Below are 20,817 nucleotides of genomic sequence, written 5' to 3'. Positions count from 1 at the left end.
GCGTGGGCGAACCCCAAAAAAAGACCAAAGAGGAATTAGTCGTGCTTGAAACATACCGTAAACACGTCGCAGAACGTGCCGCCGAGGGCGTGGTTGCCAAACCTCTGGATGCAGAGCAGGTCGCCGCCCTGGTAACGCTTCTCAAGAACCCGCCCGCTGGCGAAGAAGACTTTCTGAAAGAGCTGTTGTCCTCCCGTATTCCCCCCGGTGTTGATGAAGCGGCCTATGTCAAAGCCGGTTTCCTCACCGCCGTCGCCAAGGGCGAAGCCCACTCTCCCATCCTGACTGCCGCCGAAGCCGTTGAGCTGCTGGGCACCATGCAGGGTGGTTACAACATTCAACCGCTGATCGACCTGCTGGATCACGCCACTCTGGCGCCGCTTGCCGCCAAGGGGCTCTCCCACACCCTGCTGATGTTTGACTCCTTCCACGACGTGGAAGAGAAGGCCAAGGCGGGCAATGTCCACGCCAAACAGGTGATGCAGTCCTGGGCTGATGCCGAGTGGTTCCTCTCCCGCCCGGAGCTGGCCGAGAAGATCACTGTCACCGTGTTCAAGGTGACCGGTGAAACCAACACCGACGACCTCTCGCCGGCACCGGACGCCTGGTCCCGCCCGGACATTCCGCTGCACGCCTTGGCGATGCTGAAAAACGCCCGTCCCGGCATTACTCCGGACAAGGATGGCGCCGTCGGCCCCATCAAGACCATCGATGCCCTGAAAGAGAAAGGCTTCCCGCTGGCCTACGTGGGTGACGTGGTCGGTACCGGCTCTTCCCGTAAATCCGCCACCAACTCGGTGCTCTGGTTCATGGGCGACGACATTCCGTTCGTGCCGAACAAGCGCGCTGGCGGTGTCTGTCTGGGTGGCAAGATTGCCCCGATCTTCTTCAACACCATGGAAGATGCCGGTGCTCTGCCTATCGAAGTGGACGTCTCCAAGCTGGAAATGGGCGATGTGATCGACATCTACCCCTATGCCGGCAAGATCTGCAAACACGGCACCGAACAGGTGCTGGCGCAGTTTGAACTGAAAACCGACGTGCTGATCGACGAAGTACGCGCCGGTGGCCGTATTCCGCTGATCATCGGTCGCGGCCTGACCGACAAGGCCCGCGAAGCACTGGGTCTGCCGTTCTCCACCGTATTCCGTCGCCCGCAGCCGGTGGCCGATACCGGTAAAGGCTTCACCCTGGCCCAGAAGATGGTGGGCAAGGCGTGCGGCGTGAAGGGCATTCGCCCGGGCACTTACTGCGAGCCCAAGATGACCACGGTCGGCTCTCAGGACACCACGGGCCCGATGACCCGCGACGAGCTGAAAGATCTGGCCTGCCTCGGCTTCTCCGCCGATCTGACCATGCAGTCCTTCTGCCACACCGCCGCTTATCCGAAGCCCATCGACGTACAGACCCACCACACCCTGCCGGACTTCATCATGAACCGCGGCGGCGTGAGCTTGCGTCCGGGTGACGGCGTCATCCACTCCTGGCTGAACCGCATGCTGCTGCCGGATACCGTGGGTACCGGTGGTGACTCCCACACCCGTTTCCCCATCGGGATCTCCTTCCCGGCGGGTTCCGGTCTGGTGGCCTTCGCCGCCGCCACCGGCGTGATGCCGCTGGATATGCCGGAGTCCGTGCTGGTGCGCTTCAAGGGCGAACTGCAACCTGGCATCACTCTGCGTGATCTGGTCCATGCGATCCCCTATGCCGCCATCCAGAAAGGGCTGCTGACCGTCGAGAAAGCGGGCAAGAAGAACATCTTCTCCGGCCGTATCCTCGAGATCGAAGGCCTGCCGACCCTGAAAGTGGAACAAGCCTTCGAACTGGCTGACGCCAGCGCCGAGCGTTCCGCTGCCGGTTGCACCATCAAGTTGGATAAAGAGCCGATCATCGAGTACCTGAAGTCCAACATCGTGATGCTGAAATGGATGCTCTCCGAAGGTTACGGTGACCCGCGCACCATCACCCGTCGCATCAAGGGGATGGAAGAGTGGCTGGCCAACCCGACCCTGATGGAAGCGGACAAGGATGCCGAGTATGCCGAGATCATCGAGATCGATCTGGCCACCATCAAGGAGCCGATCCTGTGTGCGCCGAACGATCCGGACGATGCCCGTCTGCTGAGCGACGTGGCTGGCGACAAGATCGACGAAGTGTTCATCGGTTCCTGCATGACTAACATCGGTCACTTCCGTGCCGCCGGCAAACTGCTCGAGAAGTATCAGGGCGAGCTGCCGACCCGCATGTGGATCGCGCCGCCCACCAAGATGGACAAGGATCAGCTGACCGAAGAGGGCTACTACGGCATCTTTGGTCGCGTCGGTGCCCGCATCGAGATCCCGGGCTGCTCCCTGTGCATGGGCAACCAGGCGCGGGTAGCGGAAGGGGCCTCGGTGGTCTCCACTTCCACCCGTAACTTCCCGAACCGTCTGGGTAAAGGTGCCAACGTCTATCTGGCCTCTGCGGAGCTGGCCGCCGTTGCCGCCATCCTCGGCAAGATCCCGACTGTGGCGGAGTACCTGCAGTATGCCAAGGCGCTGGATGCCACTGCGGCAGACACCTACCGCTATCTCAACTTCAACGAGATCGCCTCCTACACCAAGAAGGCCGATGCGGTGATCCTGCAGCAAGCCGTTTAACGGAGTTCTTGCGCGATTTGCGCGATAAGAAGCCAATAATGCCGCGTATTTACGCGGCATTATTTATTTGTGTGTTATTCACCGTCTTTTTTGAAGATTGTTTGCACGATCCTTGCTAGAGAGATCCAACCACCTGTTTGGTGGTTCGTTTTATAAACGCTTTGGGTTATGTTGTTCGGTTATGTGCGGTAATGATGAGGCATCGTTATCGAGGGAAAGTGGATATCTGTTCACTGGGTGCTTGCGTTGGCAGGCCTGACGAATTGCGGCGTGGTTCTTTATGTTTCTGTTCAGGATCGATCTCTCCCGAACCGGGTTACGCTTCGGCGGTGCCTTGCTGGTCTTTACCCTGCCGCTGCTGGTGGGAGCTTGGCTCATCCACAGCAATTATGTGCAGGAGCTGAAAGCGGAATCCAGCGCCTCGGCCCACAAGGCCAGAACCCTGATGGAGTCGATGCTGGATCATGCGGAGCAGGCCAACCGCTCCGTGCTGCCTCTGGTGAATGCTCCCTGTCGCGACAACCTGCTGGTGCTGCGCAAGAAGGTCGCCATCGAGCCCTTCCTGCGTTCGGTCAATCTGGTGCGAAACGGCATCATCAATTGCACCTCGCTGTTTGGTGAGGCCAATGATGCCGATGACGGCTCCATTTACACCGGCCGCAAGCTGTTGCTGATGAGTGGCAACCGGGTGCGGCAAAATCACCCTCTGCTGGTGGTGCGCACCGAACAGGGCAAGGATGCCGCCTTGAGTGCCATCGACAGTACCCAGCTCAGCTTCATGCTCTCCATGAGCGGAAAATCCAGTGCGCTGTATCTGCAGGTGGGGTCTGCCTGGCTCAATGAGTCGGGCCGCTATCTGAGCGAGGTGCCCACCCTCCATCGCGGGATCAGCCAGGCCCTCACCTCATCCCATTATCCTTTCACCATCCATGCCGGTTATGCCATGCCGGTCTACTGGAAGTCGCTGTGGGCCGCGCGGCATGTGGCGCTGTCGTGGCTGGCGGTTTCCTCGCTTTTGCTGGCCTGGCTGGTGTGGTGGGTGCTGGGGCGGCCCGGCTCGCCAACAGATGAGTTGCGACGTGCCCTGCGGGCCAGGGAGTTTGTTCCCTACCTGCAGCCGCTGATTGCCAGCCACGACGGCAAGATGATGGGCGCCGAGGTGCTGATGCGCTGGGAGCATGTCAATGAAGGGGTGATCCGGCCCGATCTCTTTATTCCGCAAGCGGAGGAGTCGGGACTGATCGTCCCCATGACCACCCATATCATGAAGCAGGTGGCGACACGGTTGAACCGCTCTCAGGAGCAGTTGCCCGATGGGTTTCATATCAGCTTCAACATCAGTGCCGCCCATTGCCACGATTTTGCCCTGCTGGCCGAGTGCCGCGCCTTCCTCGGGCATTTCCTCCCCGGCAAGGTGGTACTGGTGCTGGAGCTGACCGAGCGGGAGCTGTTGATGTCAGATCCCCAGACCCTCTCCCTGTTCCGCCAGCTGGACGAGATGGGGGTCAAACTTGCTATCGACGACTTTGGCACCGGCCACTCCAGCCTGGCTTACCTGCAGCAGTTTCATGTGGATTACCTCAAGATCGACAAATCCTTTATCGCCCGCATCGGTACCGAGTCGCTCTCGGAGCATATCGTGGATAACGTGATCGATCTGGCGACCCGGCTCGGTCTGGCGCTGGTGGCGGAAGGGGTGGAGAGCGAGCGTCAGGCTGACTACCTCAGGGCCAAGGGGGTCGACTATCTGCAGGGGTACCTGTTTGCCCGCCCCATGCCGCTGCGCCAGTTCTGCGAGGAGCTGCTGCCGGAAGAGGCTCAGACCCGCCAGCCAGATGGGGTACGAGGCATCCCGAACGCCACCTGATCTATCGGTGACAGACGGGCGGCCACGTTCCCCTCTGGCAGGGTAGGGAAGTGCTCTCTCCCTATCCCCCCTCGAGTGCAGGGGCTTGTTTTTCATGCCTTGCGGCTCGCTTTTCGGTAGAATCAGCGCTCATTTTGACGTCAGTAAAAGATGAGGCGCGGTATGACGGTTCAGTTCCAGGCATTTCACAGCATCAAGGCGATCGGTAATCGGGAGGTGCTGTTCAACTGGTCGAGAACCAATCCCCTCGGGGCGCTGGATCAGGTGTGGCGCCCGAAAAGCCGCGACGAGCTGCAAGCGCTGCTGCGGGAACACCCCGAACGCAAGCTGCGCCTTATCGGCTCCGGCCTCTCCTTCGAACCCATCCACAGCGTCTATGCCGAGGGCAGTCAGGCGCTGCTGGTGGACTTGCACCACCTGCGCGGCCAGCTGGCCAAAACCGCCGATACCGTGACCTATCAGGCGGGTACGCCGCTCGATACCGTTTATGCCGAGCTGATCGCCATGGAGCGGATGCTGCCCGCATCCCCGGGCGTTATCGGCATCCAGACCCTGGGCGGCGCCCTCAGCACCGGTACCCACGGTCAGGGGCTGCACCAGTCTGCCCTCTGCGATGCGGTGGAGGCGATGACGGTGATGCTGGCCAGTGGCGACATCATCCTGGTGGATCGCACCGACCCGCGCTTCGGTGCCTTCGTGATGGGAATGGGGATGCTCGGCATCCTGCTCGACGTCACCCTGCGCACCGTGTCCAACCGCATTATGCGCTGCACCAAGTTCACCACCGATTACCCCTTCCTGCTGGAGCACAACGAGCGGCTCAACCGCGAGCATGGCTTTGTGAAGAGCTGGTGGTTTGCCTGGACCGGCGAGAGTCACATCTGGCTGGTGGATCCCGCCTCCGATGACGAGGTGGCCCGCTACCGCGCTGGCGGCAGCGAGCCGCTGCTGCTGGATGGCGATATCGACGCCCGCATGAACGCCACCATTGATGCCACCTTGCAGAAGATGGCGAAAGATACCAAGGATGAGGCGCTGGCCGGTGAGCACTTCGAGACGGTGCGCCGCTTCAAGGATGCCTCCGATCTGGTGGGCAACGTCTACCAAATTCTTTGCAAGGGGATCCCGGCGCCCCAGATCAACTGCGAGGTGGCGGTGCCGCTGCATCGCATGAACGAGGCGCTGGAGACCCTGCAAGCCTGGCAGCAGGCCAATCCGGGCGTGTTGCACTACCCCTTTATCCTGCGCTGCACCGGCCCCTCCGAGGCCTGGCTAAGTGCCGCTTACGGCCAGCCGGTCTGCTGGATCGGTTTTCTGGTCTATCTGGCGGCGGACGGCACCTTCGTCAACGGCTCCATGGAGCAGATGCGCGAGCTGCAGCAACTGCTGGCGCCGCTTGGCGGCATACCCCACTTCGGCAAGCATCTGGCGATGGATCTCTACGACTTCCCGACCCTGCTGCCGCGCTGGAACGACTTCGTGGCGTTGAAAGCCGAGCTCGACCCCCACGGCCGCTTTGAAAACCGCTGGCTCAGCGACCTGTTTGCCAACCGGTAAGGATCTGACATGACCGATATGCAAGATACCCGTATCCCTGTGACCCTGCTGACCGGCTTTCTCGGCAGCGGCAAGACCACCTTGCTCAACCATTGGGTCAAGCAGCCGGAGCTCGGTGAGTGCGCCGTGCTGATCAACGAGTTCGGCTCGGTGGGGCTGGATCACCATCTGGTGCAACAGGTGGATGAGCAGGTGATGCTGCTCGACTCCGGCTGCATCTGCTGCTCGGTACAGGGTTCTCTGGTGGAGGCGCTGCAGGGGCTCTTTATGAAGGCCATCCAGCGCAAGATCAAACCGTTCAAGCGGCTGATTATCGAGACCACTGGCCTCGCCGATCCGGCCCCCGTGCTCTTCACGTTGAGGGAAGAGGGCTTTATCGCCCAGCGCTACCGCTTCGATGGCACCGTCACTGTGGTGGATGCCGGTCATATCGAGCAGCAGTTGGCGGCCCAGTATGAGGCGGTGAAACAGGTGGCGTTGGCGGATCTGCTGGTGGTGAGCAAGGGGGATCTGGTGGACGGCGAACAGCTGGCGCGGGTCGAAGCCCAATTGGCAGCCCTCAATCCAGCGGCCCCGATCCAGCAGGTGACCCATGGCGAACTGTCGCCAGCGGTGCTGGAGAAGCTGGGCGCCTACAACGAAGCGGCGGGGCGCGATGTGCGCCAGCTGCTGGCCTGGCTGCGCACCGAATCCCCCAAGCAGGGGCTGGCGTCACCGATGCAGCCGAAGATGCAACCGTTCGCCGCCAAGGTGGGCACGGCTGCGCCCACCCACTTCGAGCACGGCAACATCGAGAGTTTCTCCCTGCGTATCGGTGAGCCGCTCAAGCCCTCCCGCCTGCTGGCCGCCATCGATGCGGTGCAGGCGAAGTATGGCGATGCACTGCTGCGCCTCAAGGGGATCTTGCAGCTGGAGGGAGAGAGCCAGCCGGTGGTGATCCACGGTGTCCACGGCCAGCTCTATCCGCTGCAGGCGCTGGGCGACTGGCCGGAGGGCAAGGCCCAGTCCCGACTGGTGTTTATCGTGAAATGTCAGGACAAGGCCGGTATCGAGCAGCTCTTTATGGCGACCCTCAAGGCCCCCGAGCCCACTCTGGAAGAGCGGCTCAAAGCCATGCTGGGTCAGCCCGACAACTGATCTTGCACGTTGTAGCTCTCCTGCACCGGGTCAGGACGGCGACGGTTGAACAACACAAACGCCACCGGCACAAAGTAGAACGAGAGCAGGGTCGCCAGCGCTGTGCCACCGGCGATGGCGATGGCAAAGGGTGGCCAGAAGCCGCCGCCCCCCAGCAATAGCGGGATGAAGCCGCCCACCGTGGTGATGGTGGTCGAGACGATGTGGCGGCTGCAACCGGCCACCAGATCGCGGATCTGCGGCAGATTGCCCTGTTGTGCCAGCGGGTCTGCCTTCAGCTCAGCCAGAATGACGATGGCGGCGTTGATGGCCAGCCCCATCAGTCCCAGCAGGGCGATGATCACCGTAAACCCGAAGGGGTACCCCAGCAGCCAGACCCACAGCAGCCCGAGCCCAGCCGACTGGATCGCCACCAGGGTGACGATGCCTGCCAGCCGGAACGAGTTGAAGCTGAGTACCAGCACGGCCACCAGCAGCACGGCGACCAGGCTGACATGGGCCATCAGATTGCCCACCGATTCATCCCGCTTGGCGGCTTCTCCGCCAAACTCCAGTCGATAGCCCGGCGGCAACGCCAGCGCCTTGGCGGCCAGCCTCTCTTTGACCTGCTCCAGCACGGTTTGCGGCAGGACGCCGACCGCCAGATAGGCCTCCAGCACATTGACCCGCTCACCATCCCGACGGCTGATCTCCCCCCAGCTTGGCAGCAACTCGGGAGTGGCCAGTGCCCGCAAGGTGAGATTGGCAGCCCCTTGCTGGCCGGTGCCGGTGAGCGATAGCGGCACATTGAGCAGCGCATCCGGATCCTGACGCAAGGGCTCGGCCAGTCGCACCCGAACCGGGATTGACTCGGTGCCTTCCAGCACAGTGCCGCCCAACCTGCCATCCAGTGCGCCCGCCAACCGGGAGGCCACATCGGTCAGGCTCATGCCTGCCAGTCGGGCGGCCTCCTCATCGACCTGCAACCAGAGTTTGGGGGCCCCGGCCTGCAAGGTGGCGCGGGTCTGCACCACTGCCGGGGTATTGGCGAGCAGACTGCGCAGCTCCTCTCCCAGATGGTGCAGCTGTTCAAAGTCGGGGCCAAACAGCCGCAGCTCGACCGGGGCATTGAACGGCGGCCCCTGTTCCAGCTTGCGCACCAGGATCTGCGCTTCGGGAAATTTTGCATCGAGCCGCTGCTGAAGTTGTGGAATGAGCCGCTCGGCGGCATCGGCATCCTGCAGGGTGATCATCCCCTGGGCGTAATCGGCCCGCCCCTGTTTTCTGGGCACCAGGTTGTAGTAGAAGCTGGGGGCGTTGTCGCCCACCACCCAATCCTGACGAACCAGCTCGGGGAGGCTGGCCAGCTCGGCGGAGATCCCCAGTGCCAGCTCGCGGGTGCGCGCCAGGCTCGCCTGTGGGGAGAGGCTGGCCTCGATGTGGATCATGTCCCGGTCAGCAGGGGGAAAGAACTGTTCGGTGAGGCGGCCCGCCACCCAGAAACCGAGCAGGGGCAGCAGACTGACCAGCAGCAGGGTTCGCCAGGGGTGAGCCAGCGCCATGGCGATGCTCTGCTGGAAACGGGCGCTCACCCGGGGCAGGTGCAAGCCATCCTGATACCAGCGTCCCCCCTGGTCACTGCCAATCCAGCGGGCTGCGAGGCCAGCCACCAGGGTGTGGGCGATGAGGTAGGATCCCAGCAGCGAGCAGATCACCGCCCAGGCGATGCCGCCGACAAACTCGCCTGCGGGGCCCGGCATCAGAATGATCGGCATAAAGGCGAGCATGGTGGTGAGGGTGGAACCCAGCAGTGGCAGCCAGAGGTGGCCGATAGCTTCCAGTGCGGCGGCACTCATGGCCATGCCGTGGCGGCGCTGATACTGCACCCGATCCGCCATGACGATGGAGTTGTCCACCATGATCCCGAGCGCCACCACCAGACCGGTGACCGACATCTGGTGAATGGGCAGATTGATCAGGTTCATGCAGGCGAATGAGAACGCCACGGTAAGCGGCAGCGACAGGGCCACGATAATGGCGGCCTTGACTCCCAAGGTCACCAGCAGCACGGCCACTATGATGAGGAAGCCCTGCACAATGTTGATGAGCAGGGTGTCGAGCCGCTGATCGGTATAACGCTGCTGATCGAAGCTGGTGACGAGGCCGATATTATCCGGCAAGTCCTGTTGCAGCTGGGCCAGCATGGTGTCGACCCGTGCCGACCAGAGGTCGATGCGGTGATCCTGTGCCATGCGCAGGCCGACCACCACGGCCCGCTCACCATTGGCAAAGGCCAGCTGGCTCTCCGGCTGGTGCAGGGTACGTCTTACCTCGGCCAGATCGCCAAGGCGCAGGGTCTGGCCCTGCTCGCCGGTGCGCAGCGGGATCTGGCGGATCCGCTCCAGGGTATCGAGGGCGCCACGGATCTCCACCTGAAAGCGATTGTGGCTGCCTTGCAACTCCCCGGCGGCCACTTTGGCATCGGCACCGTTCAGCGCCTGGGCAAGCTGTTCGCCACTCATGCCGCTGGCACTGAGGGCGAGGGGATCGAACCGTACCTCGATCTCCTCCTGTGGTGCCCCGACCCGCTCGACGTATTCGGTACCCGGCAGCTGGCGAGCCCGGCGTTCCAGCTCGGCGCTGTAGCGGGCGAGGCGATCCAGCTGCGGCTGGCCCGGCCCGCGCCAGACCACATTGACCAGCCGGGTGAAGGGGTAGCCTTTCTCATCATCCAGCTTGGGGGCACTGGCGCCGGCTGGTAGCACGGCGGCCAGATCTGCCAGCCGATCTCGGACTCTGGACCAGACGGGCTCGACATCGCTGACCTCATCCTTGAGCTCCAGATTGATGATGGAGAGACCGGGGCGAGAGCTCGACTCGATCAGCTTGATCTCGCTCTGGGCCCGCAGCCGGTTCTCGATGGGCTCGCTCACCAGCGCCTCCACCCGCTCGGCGCTGGCCCCGGGGAAGTGGGTAACCACGCTGGCAAAACGGCTGGTGAGCTGGGGATCTTCGGTTCTGGGCAGGGTTTGCAATGCCGCAAGGGCGGCCGTCAGCAGCAGCGCGACCGTCAACAGCAGCAGGCGGCCATTCTCGATAAACGGGCGGATCATGACTGTGGCTCCGGATGCGCCGCCTGATGATCCACGCTGGTTGTCAGGGTGACCTGCTGGCCCGGCACCAGTTTATGCAGGCCATCGGTCACCAGCTGTTCTTGTCCATTCAGGGCACCACTGATCCAGGCCCGCTCGCCATCTTGCTGCAGCAGGGTGACGTCCCGACTGACCACCCGGGGTGGCGTTTCATCGTTGAGCAGATAGAGGGTCCAGCTGCCGCGCAATCCCTGGGTCAGCGCGGTGAGCGGCACCTCGTAGGCGCGGGTGGGCTCGCGGGTCTGATGCAACAGGGTGATCAGTTGCCCCTCTGCCAGCTGTTCGCCGCCCCGGGTCAGCTGGAAGCGGGCGGTGCGGGTGTGGGTCTGCCCGTCCACTTGTACCCCCAGATTAAGCAGGCGCCCCTCCAGTGATTGCGCACCGCTTTGCAGGGGATAGTGTTGGCCGACGATCAGGGTCTCGGCCTGTTTCACCGGCACGCCGATATCGGCCTCCCACTGGCCGCTGCGGGTCAGGGAGAAGAGAGGCTGGCCTGCGGCCACCACGGCCCCCAATGCCTGCTCGCGGCTGACCACAATCCCGTTGAAGGGGGCGCGCAGCTGTGATTTTTCCTGTTTGACCCGGTTGGCTTCGAGGGCGGCGGCCAGCTGGTTGGCGCTTGCCTCCAGCATGCGGACTTTGCCTTGCTGTTCATCCAGCGCCTGACGGGAGCTGAACTGCTGCTGGCGCAGGGCAGTGAGTCGATCGAGCGTCTGCCGGGCAAGGATCAGTTCGGCCTCGTTCTGGGCGGCCCGGGCGGCCAGCTCTTTGGCTTCCACTGCCAGCAGCCGGGTGTCCAGTGTGGCGAGCAGTTCGCCAGCCGCTACCGGCTCTCCGCGTCCCTTGTGCAGGGTAGCAATCCGCCCTGCCTGCTCGAAGCCTATCTGGCTGTGCTCGGGGGCGATCACTCGGCCATTGAAGCGGTGCAGCACCGGGTAGTGATCGCTGGCCTGCAGCGGCTGGGCGATCACCCGGGTCAGGGCGGGTGTTTTTTCTGACTCTGTGACCGGGCTGCAGCCACTCAGTAACAGCGCCAGCAGGATTAAGCAAAGTGTCATGACATCATCCTCTGGTTGACATAACATCAAATCACACCGGTGAGTCTAGTTTTTCGAAACTAGACTGTCCAGTTTGATTGTGGAGGAAAAATGAACATTTCACCCCGTAGTCAGCAGAAGCGGGCTGCGATCCTCGATGCTGCCGGGCGGCTCTTCTGTCAGCACGGTCTGCATCTGGTCAGCATGGACATGGTGGCCAGTGAAGCGGGCGTCTCCAAGCAGACGGTCTACAGCCATTTTGCCAACAAGGAGTCGCTGTTTGCCGAAGCGGTGGGCAGCAAGTGCGTCAGCAGCGAGCTGATGCCGGAGGTGTTGCTGCGTGGCAACAATGTGCGGGAGAGCCTGATTGCCTTTGGTCGCAGCTTTCGCAAGTTGATCCTGAGCGATGATGCCATCAATATCTTTCGCACCTGCATCAGCTGCAACGATGCCCAGCTGGCCACCCTTTTTTTCGAGGCGGGCCCGCTCTATGTGACCGAGATGCTGTCCAATTGGCTGGAGCAGCAGAAGCAGCAAGGCCTGCTGTGCCATCAAGACAGCGAACAGGCCGCCTTGCAGCTGTTGCTGATGTGGCAGGGCAAGGAGCGCATGCTCCGTGAGCTGGGTCTGCCGTTGACCCAGAGCACTGCCGAGCAGGATGCCTGGACCCTGAGTTGTGTCGATCTCTTCCTGACCGCCGCCGCTCCCCCGCAAAAATAATGGAGGTGGCCATGAGCCACACAGTGACAGATGCCCAGCGCAAGTGGCTGCCCCTGCTGGCGGCGGTCGGTTTCTTTATGCAAGCGCTGGATGGCACCATTCTCAACACTGCCCTGCCCAGCATGGCCGAGACCTTGGGAGAGAGCCCGCTGCAGATGCAGTCGGTGATCATTGCCTACATGTTGACGGTGGCGCTGCTGATCCCGGCCTCCGGCTGGCTGGCAGACAGATTCGGCACCCGCCGCATCTATCTGACCGCCATCTCGCTTTTCACGCTCGGCTCGCTCGCCTGTGCCGCTGCCAATTCGCTCTCCATGCTGGTGGCCGCCCGGGTGCTTCAGGGGATTGGCGGTGCGCTGCTGATGCCGGTGGGCCGGTTGGCGGTGCTGCGGGTCTATGACAAGCACGAGCTGCTGCGGGTGATGTCGTTTGTCACCATCCCGGGGCTGCTTGGCCCGCTGATGGGGCCGGCGCTCGGTGGCTGGCTGGTGGAAGTGGCGAGTTGGCACTGGGTGTTTCTCATCAACCTGCCGGTGGGGCTGCTCGGCTTTATCGCCAGCTGGCACTTTATGCCGGAGCTGCGGCAGCAGACCGCCCGGTTCGACTGGCAGGGCTTTGTGATGTTCAGCGTCGGCATGGTGCTGGTGTCGGTCGGCTTGCAGGGACTGGGGGAGCACAGCATCTCCACCGGTTGGGCGCTGTTTGCACTGATCTTCGGCTTGGCGGCGATGGCGAGCTACTGGCTCTATGCCGCCAATGCACCGCAGCCGCTCTTTAGCCTGAGCCTGTTCAAGACTGCCACCTTTGCCATCGGCATCTGGGGCAACCTGTTTGCCCGCCTTGGCAGCGGCGCCATGCCTTTCCTCACCCCGCTGTTTCTGCAGCTGGGGCTCGGCTTCTCCCCGAGCAAGGCGGGGATGACCATGATCCCCACCGTGATTGGCGCCATGCTGACCAAGACGCTGGTGAACAAGCTTATTCCGAAGGTGGGCTATCGCCGCATCCTGATCGGCAACACCCTGTTGCTGGGGGCGATGATCGCCAGCTTCTACTTTATCGACAACCAGCTCCCTTACGGGGTCTTGCTGGGCTGGCTGGCGATCTTCGGCGCCATCAACTCGCTGCAGTTCTCCGCCATGAACACTCTCACGCTGCAAGATCTCAGCCCGACCCTGGCTAGCAGTGGCAACGGTCTGCTCTCGGTGGTGATGCAGCTCTCCATGAGCTTGGGGGTGGCGATTGCCGCCAGCCTGCTCGGGCTCTTCTCGGCGGGCACCTCAGCGGGCACCTTAGTGGCCGAGGGGCAGTGGCTGGCCGGGTTCCACCTTACCTACCTCTGTGTCGGGCTGCTCTCCATGCTGGCGGCGCTGATCTTCGCCCAGCTGGCGCGCGATGGGGCTACGCCGTCGGCGCGGGCAGATAGCTGACCTCGCAGGGGAGCTGCGCCAGTACCTCGGCCAGATATTCGGTCGCCAGCAGAAAGGTCTGCTCCGGGTGGCCCGGAGTCCAGGTGAAGGCGGTGTGGTTGAGCAGTTGCGGATCCACCAGTAGCGGAATATCGGCGCGGGGCAGGAAGGGGCAGACCGCCCCCGGCAGGCAGCCGATCTCCGCCTGCATCTCTTCGGCGGTGCAGATGGAGGGCTTGCCACCGAGTGCGGCTTTGACAGCCTTGTTGTCGAGCCGTCCGTCCCTGTGGGTCAGCAGCAGGGCGAAGCGGCCATCCTTGAACTTGAGAAACAGGGTCTTGCTGAACTCCGCCTGCCAGCCGAGGCGGGCTTTGACCTTTTCATCGGTGGCGTAGTCGAGAATGGGTTCATGCTCATAGCGCTGGTGGGGCAGTTCGGCCAGTAGCTGGCAGTTGAAATGGTGAATGGTATCGAGTGGCATGGGGTTCTCCTGTAGTGGGCGCTATCCTGCCAGCCTCGCAGGGTCAGGCCCAATGACACTTTCTTATCAGTGATAAGCAACTCTGTCCGTGCAAACAACAAGGGCGCCGTGAGGCGCCCTTGTGGATCAGTGATGTTGCAATTCGCACGCTTCCCAGTGAAAGGGAATGGGGCACAGCTGCTGGGAGGCCTTGTCATAGGCTTGCCACAGCTCGCCCATGGTGCGGCCATCGACCGGGTGGCGCAGGGTGGGGGCCAGCTCGGCCAGCGGCCAGAGCACGAAGGCGTTGGTGAGCACTTCACCGCGCGGCAGCACCAGCGGGGTGTCGCAGACCAGATCGCCATAGAGCAGCAGGTCGAGATCCAGAGTGCGCGGGGCGAACTTCTTGGCATCCGGCTCGCGGCCGTGGGCGAACTCCATGGCCCGCAGTCGCTGGCAGACGGTGGTCAGCGGCAGATCGGTCTCGGCAGCCGCCACCAGGTTGTAGAAGGGGCGGCCGTTGAAGCCGACCGCCTCGCTCTCGAATACCCGGGAGACCCGCAGCTCGCCAAATTCGGCGTGCAGGGCATCGAGCCCGGCGCGAATATGGCGATCCCGCTCGATGTTGGAGCCGAGGCTGATATAGATGGTGGTCATCAGTTGCTGCTCGCGGCCGGCGTGCGATGGCGCAGGATCTCGACGCCGACCCCGGCGGCATTGGGCACGGCGCCCGGCTTGGTGAGGGTCACCTTGACCCACTGCACCCGCGCGTCGGTCAGAACCAGCATGGCGACCTGCTCGGCCATGGTCTCGACCAGCTCGACCACCTTGCCGCTGACATGTTCGCAAATCTTGTTGGAGAGGTCGGCATAATCCAGTGCCAGATTAATGTCGTCGGTTGCTGCCGCGGGGCGGTTGTCGAACCCCATCTCGAGGTCAAAACGGAGCTTTTGGCGAATGCCCTTCTCCCACTCATATACACCTATGGTGGTCAAAACTTCGAGTCCGCGAATAAACACCTTGTCCATGACTGTACTTCTTCTTTACTCTTGATGGGCTGTGATGACAGCGCAGGGATGCTGGCCGGGCAACAGGCTTGCCGAGGCGCTCTGGGTGGGCATGGGCCCATGCCAGCGTATGTGGCCCGCATCATACCCCATTCATATCGTGGTAAAAACGACCAAGATGACGGCCCTGACGATTTTGATGATTATTCTGGCCTACCTGGGTGGTTCACTATCCAGTGCTGTGCTGGTCTCTCGCTGCACCGGTCTGCCCGACCCGCGGGATCATGGCTCCCACAATCCGGGGGCAACCAATGTGCTGCGCCTCGGTGGCCGGATGGCGGCGCTGGTGGTGCTGCTGCTCGATGTGCTCAAGGGCACTGTGCCCGTCTATCTCGCCTGGTATCTGCAGATCAAACCCGTCTACCTCGGCTTTATCGGGGTCGCCGCCTGTCTCGGCCATATGTACCCCCTCTTCTTTCATTTTCGTGGTGGCAAGGGGGTAGCGACGGCGCTCGGTACCATGCTGCCCATCGGCTTCACCATGGGGGGCGCCGTGATTGGCACCTGGCTGCTGGTGCTGCTGGTGAGCGGCTACTCCTCGCTGGCCTCCATCATTACCGTGCTGCTGACGCCGCTCTTTACCTACCTGCTCAAACCCGAATATACCCTGCCAGTCTCGCTGCTCTCCTGCCTTATCCTGCTCCGCCATCACGAGAACATCTCCCGCCTGCTCAAGGGGGAAGAACCCAGAGTCTGGGGGCGAAAACGCGCGGCCTGTGCCGAGGAAGTGGCAGAAATGGACGATGTTGCGCAAAAAAGAGACGAACGAGACAAAAAGTGAAATTTCCCGTTGACCATCCGCCTTAAAATCCGTTTAATAGCGCCCACGCCCAGATAGCTCAGTCGGTAGAGCAGGGGATTGAAAATCCCCGTGTCGGCGGTTCGATTCCGTCTCTGGGCACCAAAATTTGGTGCCATGAAATAAAAATTTGTTCATGCACAATGGTTTAAAGTGTGCCGGCTTAGCTCAGTAGGTAGAGCAACTGACTTGTAATCAGTAGGTCACCAGTTCGATTCCGGTAGCCGGCACCATTTGCCCAGATAGCTCAGTCGGTAGAGCAGGGGATTGAAAATCCCCGTGTCGGCGGTTCGATTCCGTCTCTGGGCACCACGAATAATTCCTCCTTAGCTCAGTCGGTAGAGCGACGGACTGTTAATCCGCAGGTCGCTGGTTCGAGCCCAGCAGGAGGAGCCAAACCGAAAAGCCCTTGTCGCAAGACAAGGGCTTTTTTTCATTGGTTCAACACCGCTCTTTTACCATAACAACAATCACACACGCACAGAATGACGGCAGGATAGATATGGAAAATCAAGTAGTTATAGACTCAAAGGGGCGACTGGCCACCATCCGCGAGTGGCTTGAGCCCGTGCTGGTGCTGCTGATCCTGGGCAGCCTGTTTGGCTACCTCGGCAGCCAGATGGGCCTCTCCGCCATGGTCAACACCCTGTTCAATACCGCCCACCAGCTGCTGCTCAATACCGTGCTCTTTATCATGGGGATCACCGTACTTTCCGGCGCCCTCAGCCAGCTCTTGAGCGAATTCGGGGTGATCCGACTGCTGGAGGTGCTGCTGGCACCCCTGATGAAACCGGTGTTTCGTCTGCCCGGTCGTACCGCATTGGCGGCGCTGATGACCTTCTTCTCCGACAACCCGGCGGTGATCAGCCTCGCCAAGGACAGCCGCTTTCGCAAGGGCTTCACCCCCTGGCAGCTAGTGTCGCTCACCAACTTCGGCACAGCCTTTGGCATGGGGCTGATCGTGGTGACCTTTATGGCCACCTTGCAGCTGCCGGGCGGTGAATCCACTGCAAGCGCGGCGCTCATCGGGCTGCTCGGCGCTCTGGTAGGCTCGGTGGTCTCTACCCGATTGATGCAACGGATGATCCGCCCCTTGGTGGGGGAAGTGCTGAACGATGACGCTATATCGTCCGACGGCCGCAAGGTAGGGGTGACCAAAGAGGCGGCTCCCGGCTGGCTGCGGATCCTCAACTCTCTGCTCGATGGCGGCAAATCTGGCGTGGAGCTGGGGATGGCGGTGATCCCCGGGGTGCTGATCATCAGTACCTTCGTGATGCTGCTCACCTTCGGCCCCGGCGACAAGGGCTATACCGGCGAAGCGTTTCAAGGGGTTGCCCTGCTGCCGGTGCTGGCCGCCAAGGTGAGCTGGCTGTTTGACCTGCTGTTTGGCTTCCAGCAGCCGGAGTTGGTCGCTTTCCCGGCTACCTCGCTTGGTGCCGTTGGTGCCGCCATGTCGCTGGTGCCCCCCTTTATCGCCAAGGGGTGGATCACCGGTAACGAGGTCGCGGTGTTTACCGCCATGGGGATGTGCTGGAGTGGCTTCCTGAGCACCCACACCGCCATGCTCGATGCCCTCGGCTATCGCCACCTTACTTCCCGCGCCATTGTTGCCCACACGGTCGGCGGCTTGTGCGCCGGGGTGGCGGCTCACCAGCTCTATCTACTGCTGGGCTGAGCAGGGTGAAAAGAGAGAGGGGCGCTGTGGCGCCCCTCTCTGTATCTATCGGTGACGAGTTGGCTCGTCCTTCTATTTACTCAACATCGCCGAACAGGCTCTGTGTGATCACCGCTTCCGGCATCATCTCCCGCAGTCCGGCGACCAGTTTTTCCCCCGCCTCATGCAGCGCAGCCAGCGGCATCTCGGGCAGGCTCTCCAGAATAAACCACATCTGGCCCGAATCGACACTGAGTCGGGTACGCACACCCTGCCGCCAGTTCCAGCGCCGACAGGTAACCCCCTTGTCATCCCGCCAGACCACCTCGCCGGGTTCCGGAGATTCGTGTGCGGGTTCGCCCCCCTTCATGGTATCGAACTGCTCGCTGCCATCGGCTATCACCAGTCGCGGTAGTCCCTCATAAGCAAGCAGGTTTTCGCCCCCCACCGGAATGGCGTAGCGGATACTGATGGCGTTGTAGAGATCGACCACGGGATCGATGGCGGGCAGGTTGCCGTCGCGGGCGACCCGCTTTCTCAGAGCCTCGGCGGAACAGGGAGTTCGCTGCGGCTTGGCGCCAAATTTTCTGAACAGCTCGCCCCAGGCGGCGAGATGCGCCTCTGCCCACGGCACATCGGCGGTCAGCATGGCGGTGCAGGCTTCATCAAGGGCGCGCGCCCCCACGTTCGGGTCGACCACGGCGGCGGCCTGCACCTTGATGCTCAAAGCGCGAAAGCCGGGAGCCAGCTGGCTGACTTCGGGGGAGATATAGGGGGTGATCAGGGACATAGCGACTCCATAAACGAAAGAGGCAGGGAGAAGGCGGCTGCCGGCCAGCATTGCGGTGACGGCAAATCCGGTTTGAGAGCCATCTTGCGCGAACATATTAGATAAGAAAATTCACATGATCTTAATAGCCATAAGTTTCATGAATGAAAAATGACGTAATCGAGGGGATGGCGGGCATGTACCGGCATATAGCGAAGAGGAGCCCTGCCGCCTCCGGTTTGCTGCGGCAATGCCCCTTTGCCGCTTCGATCTGCAGCGGCAGCCGCTGGCCGCTCGGCTCTCTTGTGATGACCTCAGCCGCAATGCCCACTAACACAAGGCGGCGATTCAAATCACTCGGTGGCTCAATGGGTTGGTTTCGCCCTGTGCTGTTCACTAAATTTTGGCCCCGCTTATGCACTCCTCTTGGCAACACAATCAAGGGTCGTTGTCGCGGAGAGATATCATGATCAGCAGCCTGTTTCCCCTTGCCTCGATCGCTCTCAAGCTGGGCAGTCAGCTGCTTGGCAGCAGTAGCAAACCTGAGCCTGTGCAGCAAACCGTGCAGGAAGAGCGCCTCGCCCCGACCGTCCAGAGTTTGTTCCAGCGACTCGGCATCAAGGGTGCCAATAGCGAGCAAAATCGCGCTGCCATCAACCACTTTATGGGGGAGCTGATGCAGACTCTGGGGCAGGAGAATGGCGGCCAATCCCTCCCTGCCGCCATCGAGAGCGCCCGCAACCAGCTGGCGAGCGGCACCCAGAGTACCCGCCTCGATGCCCTGCAAAGCGAGCTCGATACCCTCAAGGATTCCCTCGGTGCCAGCCATCTCAACCTCGACCAGCTGCTCGGTGCCTTTAAACAGACCCTGCCCAATGGCAAGGGGGAGGGAGTTGGCAAATTGCTCAATGCCAGTGCCTGAACGGCGGTGAGCAATAAAAAACGGCAATCTGAGGTTGCCGTTTTGCTTTCTTGTTCGAATGACAGGCCGGTTGGCTTATCCCACCCGCTTGGCCAGCCACTGTTCGGCAGCAGTCAGAGCTGCCTCAACCTGCTCGCGGGCGACGCCGCCTTTGGCGACCCGCTTGGCCAGGGTCGCTTCCAGCTCCAGATTGGGGTAGACGTCGAACTCGATCACCGGGCTAAAGCGCTGGAACTCGCCGATGGTCAGCTCTTCCAGCGGCTTCTTCACCTGGATCGCGTAGACCACGGTCTCGCCGACGATATGGTGCGCTTCACGGAACGGAATTCCCTTGGCCACCAGATAGTCCGCCAGCTCGGTGGCGTTGGCGTAGCCGCCTTGCGCCGCCGCCATGGTGCGCTCGCCGTTAACCTTCAGATCGATCAGCACCAGCGCGGCCATATCGAGGCAGTCGTGCCAGGTGTCGAGGGCATCGAACAGCCCCTCCTTGTCTTCCTGCATGTCCTTGTTGTAGGCCAGCGGCAGCGCCTTAAGGCTCATCAGCATGCCCATCTGGGCGCCCACCACCCGACCGGTCTTGCCGCGAATAAGCTCCAGCGCATCCGGGTTCTTCTTCTGCGGCATCAGCGACGAGCCGGAAGTGACCGCATCGGAGAGCTCGACAAAGCCCGCCTCTCCGGTGTTGTAGAAGATAAGGTCTTCGGCAAAGCGCGACAGGTGGGTCATGGAGAGGGACGCCACGTGCATCAGTTCCACTACGTGATCCCGATCGGAGACCGAATCCAGACTGTTGCGGGTGGCGCCGGCAAAGCCCATGTCGAGCGCCAGCGCTTCGCGGTCGATGGCGTAGGCAGTGCCCGCCAGCGCGCCGCAGCCGAGGGGGCTGGTGTCGAGGCGTTTGAGGGCATCCTGCAGCCGGGAGTAATCCCGCTCCAGCATCTCCACATAGGCCAGCGCCCAGTGGGCGAAGGTGACCGGCTGTGCCCGCTGCAGGTGGGTGTAACCGGGCAGCACGGCAGCCTGATTGGCGCGAGCGGAGGCGACCAGCCCCTGCTGCAGGGCGGTGATGGAGCCGAGCAGCAGCTCGCCCTGCGCCTTGCACCAGAGTTTCAGGTCGGTGGCGACCTGATCGTTGCGCGAGCGGCCGGTGTGCAGCTTCTTGCCAAGATCGCCGACGGCGGCAATCAGTTGGCTCTCGACCCAGGAGTGGATATCTTCGGCGTCCGAACTCAGGATCTGCCGGGGATCCTGCTGCACCGATGCGAGCAGCACCTCCATCGCCTGCTGCAGCTTGCCCTGCTCATCGGCGGTCAAGACTCCCACTTTCACCAGCGCGCGAGCCCAGGCCATGGAGCCTTGAATATCCTGCTCCGCCAAGCGGTAATCGAACCGCAGCGAATCGTTGAACTGCTTGAACCGGCTATCGGCTCCCTGACTGAAGCGTCCACCCCAAAGTGCCATACTGCTCTCCTTGAATGCGTTGTCGGCGGCGCCCTGGCCACCGAGCTTGAAATCGTGCCCTGTTTTTCTGCGAGCCTGTTATCTCACAGAAGCGGCCGGGGCGCTGCCGCTCTTGTCACACCTGCCGATGATGGCTCAGGGGCCATGCCCTCGGCCTATAGAAGAGGGGGCCATGCCCCCTCAACGGAATC

16 protein-coding genes and 4 tRNA genes are annotated in these 20,817 nt (G+C 62.1%); 13 read left to right on the top strand and 7 right to left on the bottom strand.

What is annotated here, in order from left to right; translation table 11 throughout:
* The first annotated feature begins 41 nt into the window (after window positions 1-41).
* From acnB to LRL22_RS10795, 4 genes are all read left to right on the top strand, one after another.
* Window positions 42-2,639: a bifunctional aconitate hydratase 2/2-methylisocitrate dehydratase gene (acnB, locus tag LRL22_RS10810; protein ID WP_164535958.1), complete on the top strand. Its 2,598-nt coding sequence runs from the start codon at window positions 42-44 to the stop codon at window positions 2,637-2,639.
* A gap of 280 nt (window positions 2,640-2,919) precedes the next feature.
* The gene (locus LRL22_RS10805) at window positions 2,920-4,506 is read left to right on the top strand and encodes an EAL domain-containing protein (protein WP_270905382.1); all 1,587 of its coding nucleotides are present in this window, start codon (window positions 2,920-2,922) and stop codon (window positions 4,504-4,506) included.
* A gap of 162 nt (window positions 4,507-4,668) precedes the next feature.
* The gene (locus LRL22_RS10800) at window positions 4,669-6,063 is read left to right on the top strand and encodes a D-arabinono-1,4-lactone oxidase (RefSeq protein WP_270905381.1); all 1,395 of its coding nucleotides are present in this window, start codon (window positions 4,669-4,671) and stop codon (window positions 6,061-6,063) included.
* 9 nt (window positions 6,064-6,072) lie between these two features.
* Window positions 6,073-7,200, top strand: coding sequence for a CobW family GTP-binding protein (locus LRL22_RS10795; RefSeq protein ID WP_270905380.1), 1,128 nt, complete (start codon window positions 6,073-6,075; stop codon window positions 7,198-7,200).
* Here the strand turns inward: LRL22_RS10795 and LRL22_RS10790 are convergent.
* Window positions 7,185-10,292 (bottom strand): efflux RND transporter permease subunit, encoded by a 3,108-nt coding sequence (locus LRL22_RS10790; RefSeq protein ID WP_270905379.1) that lies wholly within the window; start codon window positions 10,290-10,292, stop codon window positions 7,185-7,187. The genes LRL22_RS10795 and LRL22_RS10790 overlap by 16 nt on opposite strands.
* A complete protein-coding gene (locus LRL22_RS10785; RefSeq protein ID WP_270905378.1) occupies window positions 10,289-11,389 on the bottom strand; it encodes an efflux RND transporter periplasmic adaptor subunit in 1,101 nt (366 codons plus the stop codon). The genes LRL22_RS10790 and LRL22_RS10785 overlap by 4 nt, the downstream gene beginning before the upstream one ends.
* Before the next feature lie 90 nt (window positions 11,390-11,479).
* Between LRL22_RS10785 and LRL22_RS10780 the strand changes: the two genes are divergently transcribed.
* Window positions 11,480-12,088, top strand: a complete 609-nt coding sequence (locus tag LRL22_RS10780; RefSeq protein WP_270905377.1) for a TetR/AcrR family transcriptional regulator — start codon at window positions 11,480-11,482, stop codon at window positions 12,086-12,088.
* Between the two features lie 11 nt (window positions 12,089-12,099).
* Window positions 12,100-13,515, top strand: coding sequence for a multidrug transporter subunit MdtD (mdtD, locus tag LRL22_RS10775; protein ID WP_270905376.1), 1,416 nt, complete (start codon window positions 12,100-12,102; stop codon window positions 13,513-13,515).
* Here the strand turns inward: mdtD and LRL22_RS10770 are convergent.
* The 3 genes from LRL22_RS10770 to folB all read right to left on the bottom strand — a co-directional run bounded on the left by LRL22_RS10770 (window position 13,487) and on the right by folB (window position 14,982).
* A complete protein-coding gene (locus LRL22_RS10770; protein WP_270905375.1) occupies window positions 13,487-13,975 on the bottom strand; it encodes a YbaK/EbsC family protein in 489 nt (162 codons plus the stop codon). The two genes, mdtD and LRL22_RS10770, sit on opposite strands and share 29 nt — an antisense overlap.
* 126 nt (window positions 13,976-14,101) lie before the next feature.
* Window positions 14,102-14,611, bottom strand: coding sequence for a 2-amino-4-hydroxy-6-hydroxymethyldihydropteridine diphosphokinase (gene folK, locus LRL22_RS10765; RefSeq protein ID WP_103252347.1), 510 nt, complete (start codon window positions 14,609-14,611; stop codon window positions 14,102-14,104).
* On the bottom strand, window positions 14,611-14,982 hold the full coding sequence (gene folB / locus LRL22_RS10760; RefSeq protein ID WP_270905374.1) for a dihydroneopterin aldolase: 372 nt from the start codon (window positions 14,980-14,982) through the stop codon (window positions 14,611-14,613). The genes folK and folB overlap by 1 nt, the downstream gene beginning before the upstream one ends.
* A gap of 157 nt (window positions 14,983-15,139) precedes the next feature.
* Here folB and plsY point away from each other — a divergent pair, with 157 nt between their 5' ends.
* The 6 genes from plsY to LRL22_RS10730 all read left to right on the top strand — a co-directional run bounded on the left by plsY (window position 15,140) and on the right by LRL22_RS10730 (window position 17,495).
* Window positions 15,140-15,802 (top strand): glycerol-3-phosphate 1-O-acyltransferase PlsY, encoded by a 663-nt coding sequence (gene plsY / locus LRL22_RS10755; RefSeq protein ID WP_270905373.1) that lies wholly within the window; start codon window positions 15,140-15,142, stop codon window positions 15,800-15,802.
* A gap of 47 nt (window positions 15,803-15,849) precedes the next feature.
* Window positions 15,850-15,925, top strand: a tRNA-Phe gene (locus tag LRL22_RS10750).
* 52 nt (window positions 15,926-15,977) lie between these two features.
* A tRNA-Thr gene (locus tag LRL22_RS10745) sits at window positions 15,978-16,053 on the top strand.
* A gap of 3 nt (window positions 16,054-16,056) precedes the next feature.
* Window positions 16,057-16,132: transfer RNA gene (locus LRL22_RS10740), tRNA-Phe, on the top strand.
* 8 nt (window positions 16,133-16,140) lie between these two features.
* Window positions 16,141-16,216: transfer RNA gene (locus LRL22_RS10735), tRNA-Asn, on the top strand.
* 106 nt (window positions 16,217-16,322) lie between these two features.
* Window positions 16,323-17,495, top strand: coding sequence for a CD0519/CD1768 family membrane protein (locus LRL22_RS10730; RefSeq protein ID WP_270905372.1), 1,173 nt, complete (start codon window positions 16,323-16,325; stop codon window positions 17,493-17,495).
* Window positions 17,496-17,571: 76 nt separating this feature from the next.
* On the opposite strand, the gene LRL22_RS10725 is transcribed toward LRL22_RS10730, so the two are convergent.
* Window positions 17,572-18,264 carry a B3/B4 domain-containing protein gene (locus LRL22_RS10725; RefSeq protein ID WP_270905371.1) on the bottom strand — a complete coding sequence of 231 codons (693 nt, stop codon included), beginning with the start codon at window positions 18,262-18,264 and terminating at the stop codon, window positions 17,572-17,574.
* A gap of 445 nt (window positions 18,265-18,709) precedes the next feature.
* On the opposite strand from LRL22_RS10725, the gene LRL22_RS10720 reads away from it, so the two are divergent.
* Complete coding sequence (locus LRL22_RS10720) at window positions 18,710-19,165, top strand: hypothetical protein (protein ID WP_058058655.1); 456 nt, start codon at window positions 18,710-18,712, stop codon at window positions 19,163-19,165.
* Between the two features lie 75 nt (window positions 19,166-19,240).
* Here LRL22_RS10720 and argH read toward each other — a convergent pair whose 3' ends face one another.
* Window positions 19,241-20,626: an argininosuccinate lyase gene (argH, locus tag LRL22_RS10715; RefSeq protein WP_270905370.1), complete on the bottom strand. Its 1,386-nt coding sequence runs from the start codon at window positions 20,624-20,626 to the stop codon at window positions 19,241-19,243.
* Between the last annotated feature and the right edge of the window lie 191 nt (window positions 20,627-20,817).

It is taken from the genome of Aeromonas sp. PI_26, assembly GCF_027854445.1.
Taxonomy (GTDB): domain Bacteria; phylum Pseudomonadota; class Gammaproteobacteria; order Enterobacterales; family Aeromonadaceae; genus Aeromonas; species Aeromonas veronii.
Note: the sequence above shows the minus strand (reverse complement) of the source record. Positions and strands in the feature narration are given on the sequence as shown.

Excerpts from the sequence above, each read along its gene's own strand:
- LRL22_RS10730 (WP_270905372.1), top strand. The coding sequence starts at position 16,323 with ATGGAAAATCAAGTAGTTATAGACTCAAAGGGGCGACTGGCCACCATC.
- folB (WP_270905374.1), bottom strand. The coding sequence starts at position 14,982 with ATGGACAAGGTGTTTATTCGCGGACTCGAAGTTTTGACCACCATAGGT.
- plsY (WP_270905373.1), top strand. The coding sequence starts at position 15,140 with ATGACGGCCCTGACGATTTTGATGATTATTCTGGCCTACCTGGGTGGT.
- LRL22_RS10785 (WP_270905378.1), bottom strand. The coding sequence starts at position 11,389 with ATGACACTTTGCTTAATCCTGCTGGCGCTGTTACTGAGTGGCTGCAGC.
- LRL22_RS10770 (WP_270905375.1), bottom strand. The coding sequence starts at position 13,975 with ATGCCACTCGATACCATTCACCATTTCAACTGCCAGCTACTGGCCGAA.
- argH (WP_270905370.1), bottom strand. The coding sequence starts at position 20,626 with ATGGCACTTTGGGGTGGACGCTTCAGTCAGGGAGCCGATAGCCGGTTC.
- LRL22_RS10725 (WP_270905371.1), bottom strand. The coding sequence starts at position 18,264 with ATGTCCCTGATCACCCCCTATATCTCCCCCGAAGTCAGCCAGCTGGCT.
- LRL22_RS10790 (WP_270905379.1), bottom strand. The coding sequence starts at position 10,292 with ATGATCCGCCCGTTTATCGAGAATGGCCGCCTGCTGCTGTTGACGGTC.
- LRL22_RS10800 (WP_270905381.1), top strand. The coding sequence starts at position 4,669 with ATGACGGTTCAGTTCCAGGCATTTCACAGCATCAAGGCGATCGGTAAT.
- LRL22_RS10805 (WP_270905382.1), top strand. The coding sequence starts at position 2,920 with ATGTTTCTGTTCAGGATCGATCTCTCCCGAACCGGGTTACGCTTCGGC.
- LRL22_RS10795 (WP_270905380.1), top strand. The coding sequence starts at position 6,073 with ATGACCGATATGCAAGATACCCGTATCCCTGTGACCCTGCTGACCGGC.
- mdtD (WP_270905376.1), top strand. The coding sequence starts at position 12,100 with ATGAGCCACACAGTGACAGATGCCCAGCGCAAGTGGCTGCCCCTGCTG.
- LRL22_RS10780 (WP_270905377.1), top strand. The coding sequence starts at position 11,480 with ATGAACATTTCACCCCGTAGTCAGCAGAAGCGGGCTGCGATCCTCGAT.
- LRL22_RS10720 (WP_058058655.1), top strand. The coding sequence starts at position 18,710 with ATGATCAGCAGCCTGTTTCCCCTTGCCTCGATCGCTCTCAAGCTGGGC.
- folK (WP_103252347.1), bottom strand. The coding sequence starts at position 14,611 with ATGACCACCATCTATATCAGCCTCGGCTCCAACATCGAGCGGGATCGC.